Consider the following 16,959-nt stretch of genomic DNA (forward strand, 5'->3'; position numbering starts at 1 on the left):
ATTTGAGATTTGAAATCGGGGCTTCGCGAACTCCCCCTTGGCACTTGGGCATTTTCCCTTCTCACTTGGCGCATGTCGAAGGTGCTGGTGGGCCTCTCCGGCGGGGTCGATAGCTCCGCCGCGGCGGCGCTGTTGATCGCGCAAGGCCATGAGGTGGCGGGTGCCTTCATGAAGAACTGGATCAATGCCGAGGGTCTGCCTGGCGATTGCCCGTGGGAGCAGGATCTCGATGACGCCCTGGCGGTGGCTCGGAAACTCGGGATCGAGTTCCGCGTGGTCGATCTCATCGACCAATACAAGGAGCGCATCGTCGACTACCTCGTGGAAGGCTACCGCCAGGGCATCACCCCGAATCCGGATGTCTGGTGCAACCGCGAGATGAAGTTTGGCGTTTTCCTCGACTACGCCTTGGAGCAGGGCTTCGAGGCCGTGGCTACCGGCCACTACGCTCGTAAGCGCACGCTCTCCGACGGCCATTCCGCGATCCTCCGGGGCGCGGATCCGAACAAGGACCAGAGCTACTTCCTGGCCCTGATGACGGCCTTCCAAGCCGATCACGCGCTCTTTCCCGCCGGTGAATTGCTCAAGCCCGAAGTCCGCGAGGTCGCGCGCCGCTACGATCTCCCGACTGCAGGCAAGAAGGACAGCCAAGGGATCTGCTTCATCGGCGAGGTCAAGATGAGCGACTTCATCCGCCACTACCTCCCGGACAAGCCCGGCGAGATCGTGGATGTGAATGGCCGCGTGATGGGCGAGCACCCGGGGCTGCACCTTTACACGCTCGGCCAGCGCAAGGGGCACGGGGTCGCTTCGCCGCGCGAGGGCATGGCCTACGTCGTGGTCGGCAAGGACTTGGAAAAGAATCGCCTGATCGTCGGCTGGGACGAAAGCGAAACCCCCGGGCTCTACGCTGGAGAGTGCGTGATCGGCAGCGTCTCGACGCTTGGGGTCAACTTCGACACGCCACGCTGGCTCGATGCCCAGCCGCGCTACCGTGCCAAGGCCGAGCGGGCGCAGATCACTCCGATCGAGGGCGGCAAGCTCCACCTGCGTTTCCAGACGCCGCAGCGCGCCGTCGCCCCCGGGCAGATCTGCGCTTTCTACGATGGCGGCCGGCTTCTCGGCGGCGGGGTCTTCGAATCGGTGAGCCGTTAGATTGGTCTTGGTTGGCCGCGCGGGGTTTGAAAAATGAACCGCCAAGACGCCAAGAGCGCCAAGTTTTTGAGGCAATCTGGAGCGAACGAAACGCGGAGGCGCAGAGGTCGCGGAGAGGATCGCGGGGGAAAGACGGGACAATGGATGAACCACGCCCTTGCGTCTTGGCTGTCCGGTCCGGACGAGTCATCCGTACAAGAAAAACCGCTGTGCCGTCCTAGGCGTTGTGAGCCACGTTCCAGTTGCTCAACAAGTGGGAGTGCCGGTTCTGATGGGCCGTCCTAAGAAGGCATGGCCGTAATTTCGAACTCGGTTTGATCTCCCCGTTTTAATACATCGGTCCGGGCACGCTGCCTGAGCGGACGAACACAGCAGTCGGGGGAGATCCTAGGCTTCGGGAGCCTGCTTGCAAACCATTTCAGACCGAAAGGCGGATGGAATTGAATGAAATATTTTGCTTGCGGATTGCGGGTGTTGGCATGCTGGAAAAGCGCGGAATCGTTCGCCTGTTCCGGCAAGTTGATTTAGCGTGGTGAGGATGAATTCCTGGCTCCTTCCGATGTTTGCAGCGGCCTGCCTTGCGGCTCACTTGCAAGGCGAGGTCGAAGCGCTGAAGTGGATCCGTGCGAACGGAGATCACTTCGCCGGGGCGGATACGAAGGAGCGCTTCGTGGTCTGGGGCGTGAATTACGATCGCGACGACTCAGGCCGGCTGATCGAGGACTACTGGGAGGCGGAGTGGGCCGCGGTGGTCGAAGACTTCGGGGAGATCAAGGCGCTGGGCGCGAATCTGGTGAGGATTCACCTGCAACTCCCGAAGTTCATGGATGGTCCGGAAGCACCAAACGCGGCGAACTTGGCGCGCCTGGGAAAGCTCGTGAGACTGGCGGAGCAGAGCGGGCTCTACCTGGATGTGACCGGGCTCGGCTGCTACTACAAGAAGGAGGTTCCGGGATGGTATGCCGCGCTTCCCGAGGCGGAGCGATGGCAAGTGCAGGAACACTTCTGGCAGGCGATCGCCAAGGTCTGCCGCGATAGCCCGGCGGTCTTCTGCTATTGCCTCATGAACGAGCCGGTGCTGCCCGGCGAAGCGAAGGAGACCGAATGGCTGACAGGCGAACTGGACGGCAAGTCCTACGTGCAGCGGATCGCGCTCGATCTGGCCGGCCGCAGCCGCGAGGAGGTGGCGCAGCAATGGGTCGCGAAGCTGAGCGCGGCGATCCGCAAGGTGGATGAGCGCCACATGATCACGGTAGGCGTGATCCCTTGGGCGCAGGTTTTCAAAGGCGCGAAGCCGATCTTCTATGCACCGGAGGTTCACGGCCCCCTGGACTTCGTGAGCGTGCACTTTTACCCGAAGAAGGGCGAACTTGAAGACTCGCTCGCCGCACTGAAAGTCTACGAGATCGGAAAGCCGCTGGTGGTGGAAGAGATCTTCCCGCTGCATTGCGGCATCGCGGAAACCGATGCCTTCATCGAAGGCTCCCGGAGTTACTGCGACGGGTGGGTGAGCTTCTACTGGGGGAAATCGATCGAGGAGAACGAAAGGAAGGGGAATATGAACGGCTCCGTGACCGCGGATTGGCTGAAATATTTTCGCTCGAAGTCGCTGCCCGCCGTGCCAGACAAGCCCTGATCCGGCCTGTTCAGAACGTCAACTGCAGCACCCCGAACTTGTCCCCGTTTACGCGGGATAACCAGGATTTCAGGGTCTCGTGGGTCTCGTGCAGCAGCTTCGCGTGCTGCTTCGGCGATTGCGCGCCTTGGTGGTCCGAGAAGGTTTCGAGATCCTTGTGGTCGGGCGGGTTGTCCTCCAGAAAACGTGCCACCCGTTCCGCCATGGTGCCTGGGATCGAGTAATAATTCGCATCGATGGCGGCCGTGGCGAAGTCGGTCTGAATCGGGGCTCCTTCGAGAAAGGTGAAGAGGTAGTCGATCAGCACGAAACCAGAGTGGGGGAATTCGATCCGCTCTTCCGCGGCTTCATCGAGATACTCCCACAGGAAGCGATCACCGGTAATGACTTCCTTGGTTTTGAAGAAGCCGTGCTTGTAGGTGACGGTCTTTTCCGTGCGCTTGGCTTCAGCGAAGGCGGACCGGGACGATTCCCGGAGCAGATAGAAGGTGGCGATGCTGGACATGACGGGCTGGGCTCCTTCCGGAGGACCGGGCCGCTGCCTCGCGACGAGACCTTTCCCCAACGGTCCGTTAGAAGAAGCGGACCGGACTCAGGCGAGGGGGAAAGGAGGCGCTGCGGACGGCGAGGGTCCTTGCTACGGCGGCATCATGCACTGCCTGTCACCTAGTGCGTCAAGCTGAGATAATAAATCCACGACTTCGAGCTATCATGTGAACATTTATGCACACATGACACCTGTTTAGAACAGCTCGTCCCGGCGGGCGGCGGCTTGACGGCGGTGGCGGCGGGTTGTTGCCTTGGTGTGGCGGGAGGCGGCCTTCTCCCGGTAAGACGAGATGCCGGACAATCCGAAGGAGAGCGCGGCCTTCGCGCCGAAGCAGTGGGCGCTGGCGGTGCCGATGGCAGCGGCCACGGGAACGGCCTGTGCCTTCTTCCTCTGGAGCCTGGAGGCGGTCACGCGGCTGCGTTTCGACCATCCCTGGCTGCTCTACCTGCTGCCGCTGGCGGGCGTGGCGGTGGCCTGGCTCTACCAACGCCACGGCGGGACTGCCGACGGCGGCAACAACCTGATCCTCGACCGGATCCATGATCCGGGCGGCGGTGTCCCGCGGCGGATGGCCCCGCTGGTCCTACTGGGAACCTTGGCCACGCACCTCTGCGGCGGCTCCGCGGGGAGGGAGGGAACGGCCGTGCAGATGGGCGGAAGCATCGCCAGCGCGGTGGCACGGCATTTCCGGCTGGAGGCCGGGCAGCTTTCCGCGCTGCTGATGGCTGGCGTGGCGGCGGGATTCGGCGCGGTCTTCGGCACGCCGCTGGCAGGGGCGGTCTTCGCGGTGGAGGTGGCCGTGGTCGGGCGCCCGAAGCTGAAGGCCCTGCCGCTCTGTCTCTTCGCGGCCTATTTGGGAGACTGGACCTGCCGGGCTTGGGGGGCGGGGCACACGCACTATCACATCCAGGAAATCGCTGGGGTGGCCGGGGGATTCGCCACGAGCCCGCTGCTGCTGGGCAAGATTGCCTTGGCCGCCGTGGCGTTCGGGCTGATGGCCTTGGTTTTCTCGCAGGCTTGCCACGGCCTGGGTGCTGCTTTCAAGCGGATCCGCCAGCCTTGGTTGCGGCCTGCGCTTGGCGGGCTGATGCTGATTGCGCTATTCCATGCGACCGGCAGCGCCGACTACCTCGGGCTCGGGGTGTGGTCGCCGGACCCGCAGGCGGTCACGCTGGTCTCGCTTTTTGATTCACCGGCCATCCACCCTTGGGCCTGGTGGTGGAAGCTGGTCTTCACCGCGGTGACGGTGAGTTCCGGCTTCAAGGGCGGGGAGGTGACGCCACTGTTTTTCATCGGTGCCGCGCTGGGCAATGCGCTGGCAGGGGTGATGGGCGCGCCGCCCGGGCTATTTGCCGCGTTGGGATTCGTCGCGGTCTTCGCGGGGGCGGCGAATACGCCGCTGGCGTGCGCGCTGATGGGGATCGAGCTTTTCGGCATCCGCTACGGGCTGCCGATGGGTCTCGCTTGCGGGGTTGCGTTCCTCTGCAGCGGTCGTGCGGGGATCTATCGCTCGCAGCGGATGCACATCCGCAAGCCGGGGTGGGGGAAGTAGATTCCCCTGAAAATGCAAGGAGCGGACCTCGCGGTCCGCTCCAAGGGCTCGGGGGGGGATCGGGATTGACGGGAAAATCAGGGAGGATTCGGGATCGAGTAGTAGACCTGCTCGAGCGACATCACGCTGTAGGCAGTCACCAGCACCGGATTGGCTTCCATCCAGCGGGCGTTCTCGTTGCTCCAGGAACCGTCGGCCTTCTGCTTGCTCATGATTGCTCCCGCCAGATCGGTGCGCCAATCGGCTTCCTTGCCATCGGCAAGCTGCAGCTTGGCGATCCCGGCGGCGGAGAGCGCCTTTGACATCGTCTGGTAGTAGTAGTAGAGACCCTGAGCCCCCATACCGGGGTTCTCGGCCAGGGTGTAATTCTTGCCCAGCCACTCCTTCACCGCGATCACGCGCGGATCGTCCGGGCCGAGCTTCGCGTAGATCAGCGAGAGCAGGCCGGCGTAGGAGATGGAGCCGTAGGAGCGCAGCGCGGTGCGGCCGTCGGGAAGCTGGACCGGCTCGGCCTTGCTTTCCCCGGGGCCGTAGATGAAGCCGCCCTTGTTCTGCGCGTCATCGGAGGCATAGGGCTGGTCATTGGTGCCGGGCAGGTTCTGGCAGCGGGAGAGGAAGGTGATCGCCGCCTTCCAGTCGAGGTCCGGCTGGTCGCCGTGCTTGCCGTCCTCGATGACCTTCTCGGAGAGGGCGATCGCCTCGATGGCGAGATAGGTATTCGAAAGGTCGGAGCGGTCGTTCTTCGAGCCGTAGCCGATGCCGCCGTCGTTCTTGTTGTCGGTCTCCTTCTTCTGGCCGATGTCCCACTGCTGGCCGATGAGGTACTTGCGGCCCTTCACGATCATCGGTTCGTAGCGCTCCTTCTCGGTGGCGGTGAATGCGGTGACAGCGGTGGCGGTGTTATAGACGCCGAGGCCCTTGTTGTAGATGCCGCCGTCTTCCTTCTGCTGCTTGATCAGCCATTCGAAGCCCTTGGCGATGTGCGGCGGCAGGTCGGCCTTGCGATCCACGGCGGGGTCGCGGACCGCGGCGGTCAGGGCCAGCGCGCTGAAGGCGGGCAGTTCCTCGTTGTCGCCCCAGTAGCCGGCTTCCTTCTGCTGGTTGGCCAGAAACGCATTGCCGCGGGCGATGGCTTCCTTGATCTCGACTTGCAGCGAGAGATACGGGTTCTTGGACTCCTGGCCCTGGGCGAGTGCCAGGGTGGAGGCGATGGCTAAGCAAATGGCGGACTTCATGGCTTTGCAGCGGGTTTCTTATGCGGAGTGATCACGATGGTGACATGGGTGCCTTCCGGGGGCACTCGCTTGGGGAAAGGAAACCAGACTTCGTCCGATTTGTTGTCCTTCCCGGAGTAATTGATCAGGGCGGCGTTGGTGATGAAGATGGCGGCGGTGTCGCCGGTCGACTCGGCCAGGAAGCTGCCCTTGTAAAACATCGAGCCGCCATAGACCCATGGATCGGCAGGCATCGGCTCGCCGGTGGTGCCGTGGGAGATCCACTCGTTGATCTTGGCGGTGCGGGTCTTTTCCTCTTCCTTCCACTCCACGCCGATGTCGATTCGAGCGGCATCCTTGGTCTCCTGCTTGACGATCGGGAAACGGTTGGAGAGGACGCCATCGGCCTCCCATTCGGCGTAGAACTCGGGCGATCCCTCGTAGCGCAGGAGCTTGAAGGCGACGTTCAGTTCGGTGGCCGGAACTTCGGTGGTTAGCAGGGCCTCGTGGACCTTGCCCTTCGAGTGGACGATGGCGTATTCGAGGATCTCGCCGTCGCGCATGTTGACCAGGGCGGGGAAGCGGATCTCGCGGGTCTTGCGGTTGAAAATGATTTCGCCGAGTTGGAGTCGGTCCGCGTCGAGTTCCTTCACCGCCGGCTGGGCCTCCGCGACCGGTTGGTCGGGCGCGGGCAGGGTTTTGGGCTCGACCGGGGCGCGGTCATCCTTGGACGGCTCCGCGCAGAGCAGGCCGGTGGTGGCGAGGAGAAACAGAATTCCGCGTGACATGCTAGCGAAGCTTCTCCCCGGAAACGGGCAGGTCCAGCGTTCTCTTAGCGGGATTTTCCGGGCTGCAGCGATTTTCCGAATTCGTCCCAGCAGAGCCGGGTGATGCGGCCCTCCAGCGCCGCCGAAGGGAGGTCGCTATCCGCCAAGGGTGCGGGCGGTGTGAAATCGGTGACCGCCGCGAGTTGGGAGGCGATCAGCTTGTAAACTCCCACCAGGATCTCCCGGCGCAAGTGGTCCGGATCGGTCGCCAGCGGGAAATCGAGGAAGCCGGTGGATGCCGCACCGGCACCTTCCCCGGTCAATTGCAGCGAGAGCACCGCCGCCGGAGTGCTCTTGCGCTCGGGGCGCTCGATCCGCGGCTCGAAGCGCAGCAGACCGGAGGAATGGCGGCTCAATTCGTGGGCGCACTTGGTGACGATTTCTTCCAAGGCATCCGCGGAAATGCCGGCTGGCAGGGTGGCTTCCAGCACCAGCGGCTTCGCCGCGACCGGATCGATATTCCACGGTGCGACCAATGGGCGCAGGCGCTGGATTCCCGCGAGTGCGGCTTGGCGCTGCGGTTCGCTGGCGCGGCAGACGTCCAGGACGCGTTCCCAGGCCAGCAGCGCCCGGGCATTCGCACCCTGCTCCTCCAAGTGGACGGCCAGCGCCGTGTAAGCCACCGGTCCCTCCGCCGCGTGCTCGGCGTAGGAATTCAAGGGGGCGGGGGTGTTGGGATCGCCGGGATTGATCGCCGGTGCCGCACGGATCGGGCTCTCGATGGCCGCGGTATCTTTCGGCTCGAGGTTGATCGAGAAGAGATGGGATTTCTCGCGGTGGGTGATCGCGGTCCGGGCACGCAGGTGCGCCAGCGAGATCTCGCTCGGCGGAGTCATGAAATCCATGTCCTTGGTCCCCAGCCACCACGGAATGCCGACCGCCGCTAGGCTCAGCATGATGACTATCGGAATCGGAACCCGCTTCACGTGCCGCAGCATCCGGCATCCCACCGCCGCCGCCAAGATTCAATCAAGCCGTCATCACGAAAAAAAACGCGCCGGGCATCAGCCGCGGCGCGTTCTTGGAAAATGATGGCGGGGGACCGCTTACTTCTTGGGTGCGGCCTTGACGAGCATGGCCTTCTTGCCGACGCGCTCGCGCAGGTAGTGCAGCTTGGCGCGGCGGACCTTGCCCTTGCTGACCACTTCGATCTTGGAAATGCGCGGGGTGTGCAGCGGGAAAACGCGCTCGACGCCTTCGCCGTAGGAAATCTTCCGGACGGTGAAGGAAGCGTTCACGCTGGTGCCGCGGCGGGCGATCACGATGCCGGCGAAGATCTGGACGCGCTCCTTGCCGCCTTCCACCACGCGGGTGTGGACCTTCACGGAATCACCGACGCGGAAATCCACGAGGTCGGTTTTCAACTGCTCTTGCTCGATCTTCTTGATGATGTCCATGGCGGTCCTCCTTGCTTTGGAAAAGTGAATGAATCGCACCCGGAGGCGCGAGGGGCGGGAGAACTAGGGGAACGACCCGGCGATTGCAACCGCGAAATTCGCGGATTTCGCCGGATTTTCAAGCGGGTCCGGAGGGAAATGACCGCGGACCGCGCGGATTCCGCGGATGCTTGCGAAGAAGATGCCATCGGAGGCGGAGAAAACAGCGGAATTCCTCATCCGTGGAATCCTCGTGATCCGCGGTCGCATCCTTCATTTCTCATCCTTGAAAGCCAGCAGCGCGCCGCCCTCCTCCGTCCGCCCGGCCACCTTGCGGTAGAAGCAATCGTTGCGCCCGGTGTGGCAGCAGCCGCCTCCCATTTGCTCGACGTAGACGACCAGCGCGTCCTGATCGCAGTCGGTGCGGATTTCCACGACTTTCTGCACCTGTCCGGAGGTCTTGCCCTTGTGCCACAGCTCCTTGCGGCTGCGAGACCAGTAGACCGCCTCGCCGAGTTCCAGCGTCAATTGCAGGGATTCGGCGTTCATGTAAGCCAGCATCAAGGGCTCCTTGGTGGTTGCATCGATCGCCATGGCGGGGATCAGACCGTCCGCATCGAACTTCGGGGTTAGGACGAGGCCCTCCTCGAGCTGCTTCTTGTCGCCGGGCGGCGGGAACGCGTTCATGAGGCGGCTGTAAACGTAGGGAAAGGAAGGGGCAAGAGCGGCTTGTGGCAGACTTCCCAATGATGCATCCTGCTCATGAAACGTGACCCCGCAGGAAGTCCAGGAAAGACGCTTAGCATTGTCATGACCACGCTCACGATCCGCATTCCTGACGAGAAGGCCAACCGCCTGCGCGAAATGGCGCGGCAACGCGGCATCAGCCTGAACAAACTCATGGAGGAGTTCTCCACCCTGGGTTTGGCGGAGTTTGATGCTGAGACCCGCTTCCGCCTCAGAGTGGCACGCGGGTCAAGGGATCAAGGCTTGGATATTCTGGATAGACTGGACGCGGCTTTCCGCAAGGAGACCTAAGCCGGTTCTACCATGACGATGTTGGAGAGGGGCAACCGCTTCCGTTGCGGCCTGCTTACCCAAATCGCTCACTCCATCTCCGGAAGCCCGTCGATGAGCTTGTCCAGCGTGATCGGATAATCGCGCACCCGCACGCCGGTGGCGTTGTAGATCGCGTTCGCAATCGCAGCCGCGACACCACAGATGCCGAGTTCCCCCACGCCTTTCGCCTTCATGGGTGAAGAAATGGGATCCGTCTCTTCCAGGAAGATCACCTCCTGGTGCGGGATGTCGGCATGCACCGGCACTTCATAACCGGCGAGGTCGTGGTTCACGAAGAAGCCGTGCCGCTTGTCCACCGCGAGTTCCTCCATCAGCGCGGCACCCGTGCCCATGGTCATGGCTCCGATCACCTGGCTGCGCGCGGTTTTGGGATTGAGGATGCGGCCGGCGGCACACACGGCGAGCATTCGCCGCACCCGCGTCTCGCCTGTGAAAGCATCGACGCCGACTTCCACGAAATGGGCTCCGAAGGTCGATTGCTGATACTTCTTATCAAGGTCGCCATATTCGATCAGGTCTTCCGCGACGAGGTCCTCCGCGCCGGCCGCTTCGCCAAGCGGCACGCTGCGGTTTCCGGAACTCACCTTGCCGTCGGCGAAGACGGCGTCCCCCGCGTCGAAGCCGGCCTTCTTCGCGACCGCCTCGCGCAGCTTCATGCAGGCGGCATAGACGCCCGAGGTCGAGTTGTTGCCGCCCCACTGGCCGCCCGAGCCGCAGGAAACCGGGAAGCTCGAGTCGCCCAGGCGCACCACGACCTTGTCCAGCGGCACGCCCATCATCTCGGCGGCGGTCTGGGCGATGATCGTGTAGCTACCGGTCCCGATGTCGGTCATGTCCGTCTCGACCGTCACAACGCCCTTCCCGTCCAAGCGCACCCGTGCTGCCAACTTCGTCAGCAGGTTATTCCGGAATGCCGCGGCGACCCCCATGCCGATCAGCCACTTGCCGTCGCGCACCTGGCCCGGCTTGGCGTTGCGCTTCTCCCACCCAAAGCGCTTGCCGCCCTCGCGCAGGCACTCGACCAGTTGGCGCTTCGAGAATGGCGGATGCGGATCCGGCTTCCCCTCGTCCTTCTTGGCCTGCGGATCGTTTCCCGCCGGCTTGGGCGGATTGTCCGGGAGAACCTGCGTGTCATTGGCGATCCGGAATTCGATGGGATCCATGCCGAGCTTCTCCGCCATCTCGTCGATCGCGATCTCCAGCGCCGCCAGACCGGGCGCTTCACCGGGTGCCCGCATCGCGTTCGCTTCGGGCAAGTCGAGCACGGCCAGCAGGTTCGCCGTCATGCGATGCTCCCCGGCGTAGAGCGCACGCGTCTGCATTGCCCCGGCCTCGGGGCCGCCACCCGCCAGATCCCCCGACCAGCATTCATGGCCGATGGCCGTGATCTTCCCGTCCTTCGTGGCACCGATCCGGATGCGCTGGATCGTGGCCGCACGATGGGTCGTGTTGTTCGGCATCAGGGCACGCTGCAAGGTCACCTTCACCGGCCGCCGGGCCGCCTTCGCACCCAGAGCAGCCATCAAGGCGTCCGCACGCAGGAACAACTTCCCGCCGAAGCCGCCGCCGATATAGGGGGAAATGAGGCGGACCTTTTCCTTCGGCACGCCCAGCGTCTTCGCCATGTCGCCCACGCCCCAGGCAACCATCTGATTGGAAGTCCAGAACGTGAGCTCGTCACCGTCCCATGCCGCAATCGTCGCGTGTGGCTCCATCATCGAGTGGGACTCGTTCGCCGTCGTGTACGTGGCGTCGAGCTGGACCGCCGCGTCGGCGAAGGTCCCGGCGAAGTCGCCGACCTTGCTCTCGGGAGCGTCACCGTTGATGTTGCCGGGGGCGCTGGCCTTGTCCTTCACTGCAGCGAGGTCGAAGTTTCCCTTCTCCGGCGCATACTTCACGCGCACCAGATTCGCGGCCGCGCGCGCCTGCTCGAATGTCTCCGCCACGACCACCGCGATCGCTTGGTGGTAGTGCTGGATCTCGGGTCCGCCTAACAGCCGCGCCGTGTTGAAATTCCCCTTGTCCAGCTTGCCGGCATTTTCGGCGGTCACGATGGCGATCACGCCGGGAGCGGCCTTGGCGGCGGCGAGGTCCATCGAGGTGATGCGGCCCTTGGCGATGGCCGAGCCCACGATATAGCCATAGGCTTGGTTCGCCACCACGTCGTGTCGCTCGTAGGCGTAGGGCGCGGTGCCGGTCGTTTTCAATGGACCATCGATGCGGTCGACGGGCTTGCCGACCACTTTGAGCTGGTCGATCGGATTGTTCGCGGCGGGAGTGTCGAATTTCATGGCTTAGGCTCCTTTCGCTTCCGCCAGCACCGCGGCGAGCGTGCGTTCCACGAGTTTGAGTTTGAAGGCGTTCTCGGGAGTCGGCTTGGCGTCCGCCAGCAAGCGGGCAGTGACGGCCTTGGCCCCCTTTGGCATCTCGGCTTCCGCCTCCTCGACCCGCCATGGCTTGTGCGCCACGCCGCCCAAGGCCACCCGGCCCGTTCCGTCGCGCTGCACGATCGCGGCGACCGAGACCAGCGCGAAGGCGAACGAGGCGCGATCGCGCACCTTGCGATAGATCTGCACACCGCCGACCGGCTTGGGCAAGGTCACCGCGGTGATCAGTTCGCCGGGCATCAGCATCGTCTCGATGTGCGGAGTGTCGCCCGGCAGGCGGTGGAATTCCGCGATCGGGATGGACCGCTTGGAGCCATCGGGCTTGATCGTTTCGACCGTGGCGTCGAGCACGCGCATCGCGACCGCCATGTCGCTCGGATGCGTCGCGATGCAGGCCTCACTCACGCCGACAATGGCAAGGGGCCGGCTGAAGCCGCCGATCGCGCCACAGCCGCTGCCGGGCTCGCGTTTGTTACACGGTTGGTTGGTGTCGTAGAAATAGGGGCAGCGGGTCCGCTGCAGGAGGTTGCCCGCGGTGGTGGCCATGTTCCGCAATTGGCCCGAGGCACCGGCGACGAGGGCGCGCGCGAGCACCCCGTAGTCCCGCCGCACACGCTCATCCGCGGCGAGGTCGGTGTTACGCACCAGCGCGCCGATGCGCAGGCCGCCTTCGTCCGTCGCTTCGATCTTGTCGAGCGCGAGACCGTTGACATCGATGAGATGCGCCGGTGTTTCGATCTCGAGCTTCATCAGGTCGAGCAGATTGGTCCCGCCCGCCACGAACCGGGCACCGGGGTGGCGCGCCGCGGCGGCGGCCGCCTCCGCGGGCGAACTGACGCGCTCGTAGGTAAACGGTCTCATTGGGTCCTCCCTGCTACTTCGGTGATTGCCTCGGCGATATTGGAGTAGGCACCGCAACGGCAGATATTGCCGCTCATGCGCTCGCGGAGCTCCGCCGCGTTCAGCTCCGGTGCTGCCGTGAGATCGGCAGTCACATGGCTCGGAATGCCGGCCTTGATCTCGCCAAGCACGGCCACTGCCGAGCAGATCTGGCCGGGCGTGCAATAGCCGCATTGGTAGCCGTCGCATTTCACGAAAGCGGCCTGCATCGGGTGCATCTTGTCCGGCGTTCCCAGTCCTTCAATCGTGGTGATGCTGTCGCCCTGGTGCATCACGGCGAGCGTCAGGCATGAATTGATCCGGCGTCCGCCCGAGAGCACGGTGCAGGCACCGCATTGGCCCTGATCGCAGCCTTTCTTCGTGCCCGTGAGCTTGAGGTGTTCCCTGAGGGCGTCGAGCAGCGTGGTCCGCGTATCGAGTTCGAGCTCATGGTTTTTCCCGTTCACCGTAAAGGAGACCTTGGTGAGAACCGGGGCGAGCGCGTGAGCGGCAGTGCTTGATTGTCCGTAGACGGTACGGGGCAATCCGCTCAGTACCATACCAGCGGTCCCGGCGATGAGGAACTGACGTCTCGTGACGTCTCCCTGAGGAACTCCGGACTTTTCGGATTCATCCATGGTTCACCCCTTCCGCTCGTGTGCTTTTCATCCGGATAGCGTGCTTTGGTGGTGGCACCCGGCCGGCACATTCCGACCGCAGTGAGAGAATCCGCCACCCTAGTCCACAAATCCGATCTGCAAAAACTTTTCTCACGTTGTGCCAAGATCGTCCATCGATTCAATCGATGGATCCTCAAGCTTATCGATGAGCCGGGACGGCGGCTTTGATGGTAGGCATGGATCAAAGGGAAAGCGTCCCGGAGGCCCACCATGCAAAATCTCAAATTCCAATCGAAGGCAGCCGATCCGCATGCGGGGTTCCAAGCGGAACTCCAGCGCAGGGTTGAAGAATTCACGCGGAGAAGGGGCATCAGGCCGGGGCCGAACTTCGAATTCTGGGCGAAGTCCCTGTTCTGGTTCACGAGCACCTATGGCAGCTACGCCCTGATGCTGTCCGGGCGGCTCGAGGGTTTCGGTCTTCTCCTCGCGGCCTTTGTCTTCGGGACCTCGGGCTTGCTGCTGGGTTTCAACATCGGCCACGACGCGAGTCACGGAGCGATCGCCCGGATCCCCCGGCTGGATCATCTGATGCATCACCTCAGCTTCCTGACGGTGGGCATCGATCCGACCCTGTGGCGGCTGCGTCATGTCCGCTCGCATCACGTCTATGCGAACGTCCTCGGCTCCGATCAGGATATCGACAAGAACCCCTTTCTGAGGATGAGCCCGGAACATCCCTGGCATCCGCGCTTCAGGCACCAGGCGGTATTTGCACCCTTCGTCTATTGCCTGGCCCTGGTGCATTCGGTTTTCTGGGGGGACTGGATCTATCTGTTCTCGCGCGACTATGCGTGGATGCGCTCCGGGATTTCCCGACGGAAGCTTGTGACCAGCTTTCTCGTCAACAAGGCGCTCCACTTTTCCATCATCCTGCTGCTTCCATGGTTCTGTCTGGACCTGCCTTTCTGGAAAATCTTCGGCAGCTATCTCTTGATCGGCGCGCTCGCCAGCCTGATGTTCATCATGCTGCTGGTCGGCACGCACTTCTTCGACGAGGCCGACTTTCCCGCAGCTGGCGATGACGGCCGGCTCCCCAGCAACTGGGCGGTCCACCAACTCGTGACGAGCTGTGACTGGAATCCGGAGAGCTTCCTGGCGAGCTTCCTGTCCGGCGGGGCGAATGCGCACGCCATGCATCATCTTTTCCCAGGGCATTCCCATGTCCACTATCGCAAGCTCACGCCGATTCTCCGCGAGGTCGCGGCGGAACACGGCGTCCGCTATCACTCGATGAGCATCTTCACGATGATCCGCTCCCACTTCCGCTTCCTCCGGAGAATGGCGCTGAAGCCGGAGCGAGGTCCAATCCATGGTCATTTTTGACCGGCCAGGCCGCTCAAGGAGTATCGGGTGAAAATGAAATCACGGGCCGCGGCCGGCTGGTGACAGGTGAAGCAGGCAGACAGCTTGGCCTCGTCCACGACCGGCTTGCCATCGGCCTCGCCAAATTGGGCGTAGGCCCAGCCACCGGTCGCTGCGTACTTCCTCGCGTCCTTGAACATGAATTGAACCCCGTTCTTCGGCGCGCCAGGCACGAAGGACTGGGCCTGACCGAAGGCTTTGTTGTTTTCCTCCGAGGGGACGAGGCTCCAGGCGATCCGGGCAATCACCGCGCCATCCGGGAACGGAAGCGTCCCTTCCCGATACGCTTTGATCGCAATATCGTTGCCCAGGACGGCCCGGATGTCGTCGATCTTGCCTTCCTCACGGGCCACGGAGATCAGCCTCCAGTCGCGGTAGCCATCGGGGATCTTGGCGTGGCTTGGGTCGGAATCAGCAGGCTTGGAGTCCGGAGCCGGCTCTTCTGTCTTCTGGGCGATGAGCGCGCTTGGGACGATCAGCAAGGCGGCGACGAGGGAAGTGTGGATGTGGCGTTTCATGGTGTGCGTTGAGTTTGGTCCAAGGGCTTGGGAGTCTCTTGAGCATTCGGTTTCCGGACGGCGTCGTGACGCTTTGTTTTCCTTTGGCATCCACAATTTTCCGCTTGGAAAGACCTGCCGCGCATCCCGGCGGGAAGGTGGGATTGGCAAGTAAACAAAGCAGGGCCGGCCCGGCGCCATATTTTATTAAGTTATCGTGACATTGTTGAACTACGTCATTTATTCGTTGATCCAGTCCTTGCGGTGTCCCAGCTTCGGTGCGTCCGGACCGTAATGATTCAACTTCGATCTCTTATTAACCGGTCAACCTCTATCTGCCGCGGCACGCGATGATCATGGAAGCGAGTTCAGCAATGTCGCCAGCGATCCTCCCCGAAAAGGGGATACTTTCCGTGGAAAGGTTGCTCTCGGATCGCGAGTTGAAGATCCCTGGCTACCAGCGTCCCTACAAGTGGACGGAGAAGAACGTGCTACAGCTGTTCAGTGACATCGCTCTCCACCAGAAGAGGCCCTCGTACCGTTTGGGAACCGTCGTCTTCCATCGCGAAGAGGGCACACGGAACATCGTGGATGGCCAGCAACGGATCATCACACTGATGCTGGCGGTGTTGGCACTGATCGAGACACGCCGCGACAAGATCATGCGGAACGATTTGAAAGAGCGTCTCGATGCTCTGGCGGCGACCATGGCGGCGCACCACTTCTCCAGCGAGATTTCGAGGCTGAACATTCACCGGAACTACCGGACCATCTCCCGGATGGTCGCCTCGGAGAAGGAATTCAGCGAGGATCTGATCGACTTCTTCCTGGAGAGATGCCAAGTGGTCATCTTCACGCTGAACGACATCTCGGAAGCCTTCCAGTTCTTCGACTCCCAGAATGCACGCGGCAAGGACCTTGATCCGCACGATCTGCTCAAGGCGTATCACCTGCGGGAGTTCGAGAAGGCGGACGAAGCGCTGAAGGCGCAAACCGTAGCGAAGTGGGAGAGTACCACGGCAAAAGATTTGTCGAAGTTGTTCTCGGATTACCTGTTCCGGATTAGGAACTGGTCGAGGGATCGTCCGACAGGCCAGTTCGGTAAGGACGACATCGGCCTCTTCAAGGGCGTGAACATCGACCGCACCGCGCCGTATCCCTATGTCCGGCAACTGCGAATTGCCCACCACTTCGTGGATCATTACAACGGCCAGTATGAGCGCCGGATCGATGGCAGGGGGCATGCCTTTCCCTTTCAGATCGATCAGACCATCGTCAACGGCAGGCGCTTCTTCGAAATGACGGAGCACTATTTGGAGAAGGTTGCGGTGATCACCGCGGAGTCGAAAAACGGGGACAAGAGCGGGCTCACGGAACTCGCCACGAGAATACTGGAAACCATCAACGACTATCCCGGCATGCACCGCAAGGGGGATGGCTATGTCCGGGCGATCTTCGACTGCCTGCTGGTCTACTATCTCGACAAATTCGGGACGGTGGAAATCTCGGCGGCAATCGGAAAGATCTTCATCTGGGCCTACGGCTTGCGGCTGAAGTTGTATAGCGTGCGCCCCGAAAGCATGGACAAACACGTGCTGGGAACGGGCAACCTCTTCGTGGTCCTGAGGGACGCCTTCCGGCCGGAAGATTTCATCCGCTGCCACTTGCCGGTGCTGCGCGAGGCGAGGAAGAAGACCGAAGGCATCGAGGATCTCTTCCGCGAGATGAAATATCTATGAGCGACGACGGGATATTGCCACTTTC

At 62.6% G+C, this 16,959-nt stretch carries 16 protein-coding genes; 6 read left to right on the forward strand and 10 right to left on the reverse strand.

Features of this window, described 5'->3' with window-relative positions:
* Positions 1-72 precede the first annotated feature (72 nt).
* Positions 73-1,155, forward strand: coding sequence for a tRNA 2-thiouridine(34) synthase MnmA (gene mnmA / locus ABWK72_RS00380; RefSeq protein ID WP_367872792.1), 1,083 nt, complete (start codon positions 73-75; stop codon positions 1,153-1,155).
* A gap of 538 nt (positions 1,156-1,693) precedes the next feature.
* Complete coding sequence (locus ABWK72_RS00385; protein WP_367872793.1) at positions 1,694-2,791, forward strand: cellulase family glycosylhydrolase; 1,098 nt, start codon at positions 1,694-1,696, stop codon at positions 2,789-2,791.
* A gap of 10 nt (positions 2,792-2,801) precedes the next feature.
* Here ABWK72_RS00385 and ABWK72_RS00390 read toward each other — a convergent pair whose 3' ends face one another.
* Complete coding sequence (locus tag ABWK72_RS00390) at positions 2,802-3,296, reverse strand: hypothetical protein (RefSeq protein WP_367872794.1); 495 nt, start codon at positions 3,294-3,296, stop codon at positions 2,802-2,804.
* A 334-nt stretch (positions 3,297-3,630) separates the two neighbouring features.
* Between ABWK72_RS00390 and ABWK72_RS00395 the strand changes: the two genes are divergently transcribed.
* Positions 3,631-4,893: a chloride channel protein gene (locus ABWK72_RS00395; protein ID WP_367872795.1), complete on the forward strand. Its 1,263-nt coding sequence runs from the start codon at positions 3,631-3,633 to the stop codon at positions 4,891-4,893.
* Positions 4,894-4,970: 77 nt separating this feature from the next.
* On the opposite strand, the gene ABWK72_RS00400 is transcribed toward ABWK72_RS00395, so the two are convergent.
* The 5 genes from ABWK72_RS00400 to hisI all read right to left on the reverse strand — a co-directional run bounded on the left by ABWK72_RS00400 (position 4,971) and on the right by hisI (position 8,997).
* Positions 4,971-6,128: a hypothetical protein gene (locus ABWK72_RS00400; RefSeq protein ID WP_367872796.1), complete on the reverse strand. Its 1,158-nt coding sequence runs from the start codon at positions 6,126-6,128 to the stop codon at positions 4,971-4,973.
* Positions 6,125-6,895, reverse strand: coding sequence for a YdjY domain-containing protein (locus ABWK72_RS00405; RefSeq protein WP_367872797.1), 771 nt, complete (start codon positions 6,893-6,895; stop codon positions 6,125-6,127). Before ABWK72_RS00405 ends, ABWK72_RS00400 begins: the two co-directional genes overlap by 4 nt.
* 44 nt (positions 6,896-6,939) lie before the next feature.
* Positions 6,940-7,830, reverse strand: coding sequence for a hypothetical protein (locus ABWK72_RS00410; protein WP_367872798.1), 891 nt, complete (start codon positions 7,828-7,830; stop codon positions 6,940-6,942).
* Positions 7,831-7,980: 150 nt separating this feature from the next.
* Positions 7,981-8,331 carry a 50S ribosomal protein L19 gene (gene rplS, locus ABWK72_RS00415; RefSeq protein WP_367872799.1) on the reverse strand — a complete coding sequence of 117 codons (351 nt, stop codon included), beginning with the start codon at positions 8,329-8,331 and terminating at the stop codon, positions 7,981-7,983.
* Between the two features lie 252 nt (positions 8,332-8,583).
* Positions 8,584-8,997: a phosphoribosyl-AMP cyclohydrolase gene (hisI, locus tag ABWK72_RS00420; RefSeq protein WP_367872800.1), complete on the reverse strand. Its 414-nt coding sequence runs from the start codon at positions 8,995-8,997 to the stop codon at positions 8,584-8,586.
* 123 nt (positions 8,998-9,120) lie between these two features.
* On the opposite strand from hisI, the gene ABWK72_RS00425 reads away from it, so the two are divergent.
* The gene (locus ABWK72_RS00425; RefSeq protein ID WP_367872801.1) at positions 9,121-9,348 is read left to right on the forward strand and encodes a ribbon-helix-helix protein, CopG family; all 228 of its coding nucleotides are present in this window, start codon (positions 9,121-9,123) and stop codon (positions 9,346-9,348) included.
* Between the two features lie 68 nt (positions 9,349-9,416).
* Here the strand turns inward: ABWK72_RS00425 and paoC are convergent, their stop codons facing one another.
* The 3 genes from paoC to paoA are packed head-to-tail and all read right to left on the reverse strand — an operon-like array spanning position 9,417 to position 13,294.
* A complete protein-coding gene (gene paoC / locus ABWK72_RS00430) occupies positions 9,417-11,681 on the reverse strand; it encodes an aldehyde oxidoreductase molybdenum-binding subunit PaoC (protein WP_367872802.1) in 2,265 nt (754 codons plus the stop codon).
* A gap of 3 nt (positions 11,682-11,684) precedes the next feature.
* Positions 11,685-12,638: a xanthine dehydrogenase family protein subunit M gene (locus ABWK72_RS00435; RefSeq protein ID WP_367872803.1), complete on the reverse strand. Its 954-nt coding sequence runs from the start codon at positions 12,636-12,638 to the stop codon at positions 11,685-11,687.
* Positions 12,635-13,294 carry an aldehyde dehydrogenase iron-sulfur subunit PaoA gene (gene paoA / locus ABWK72_RS00440; protein WP_367872804.1) on the reverse strand — a complete coding sequence of 220 codons (660 nt, stop codon included), beginning with the start codon at positions 13,292-13,294 and terminating at the stop codon, positions 12,635-12,637. Before paoA ends, ABWK72_RS00435 begins: the two co-directional genes overlap by 4 nt.
* Positions 13,295-13,546: 252 nt before the next feature.
* On the opposite strand from paoA, the gene ABWK72_RS00445 reads away from it, so the two are divergent.
* Positions 13,547-14,659 (forward strand): fatty acid desaturase, encoded by a 1,113-nt coding sequence (locus ABWK72_RS00445; protein WP_367872805.1) that lies wholly within the window; start codon positions 13,547-13,549, stop codon positions 14,657-14,659.
* On the opposite strand, the gene ABWK72_RS00450 is transcribed toward ABWK72_RS00445, so the two are convergent.
* Complete coding sequence (locus ABWK72_RS00450) at positions 14,650-15,216, reverse strand: cytochrome P460 family protein (RefSeq protein ID WP_367872806.1); 567 nt, start codon at positions 15,214-15,216, stop codon at positions 14,650-14,652. The two genes, ABWK72_RS00445 and ABWK72_RS00450, sit on opposite strands and share 10 nt — an antisense overlap.
* 335 nt (positions 15,217-15,551) lie before the next feature.
* Between ABWK72_RS00450 and ABWK72_RS00455 the strand changes: the two genes are divergently transcribed.
* A complete protein-coding gene (locus tag ABWK72_RS00455; RefSeq protein WP_367872807.1) occupies positions 15,552-16,934 on the forward strand; it encodes a DUF262 domain-containing protein in 1,383 nt (460 codons plus the stop codon).
* Positions 16,935-16,959 lie beyond the last annotated feature (25 nt).

It is taken from the genome of Luteolibacter sp. Populi, from assembly GCF_040801775.1.
In the GTDB taxonomy this organism is placed as follows: domain Bacteria; phylum Verrucomicrobiota; class Verrucomicrobiia; order Verrucomicrobiales; family Akkermansiaceae; genus Haloferula.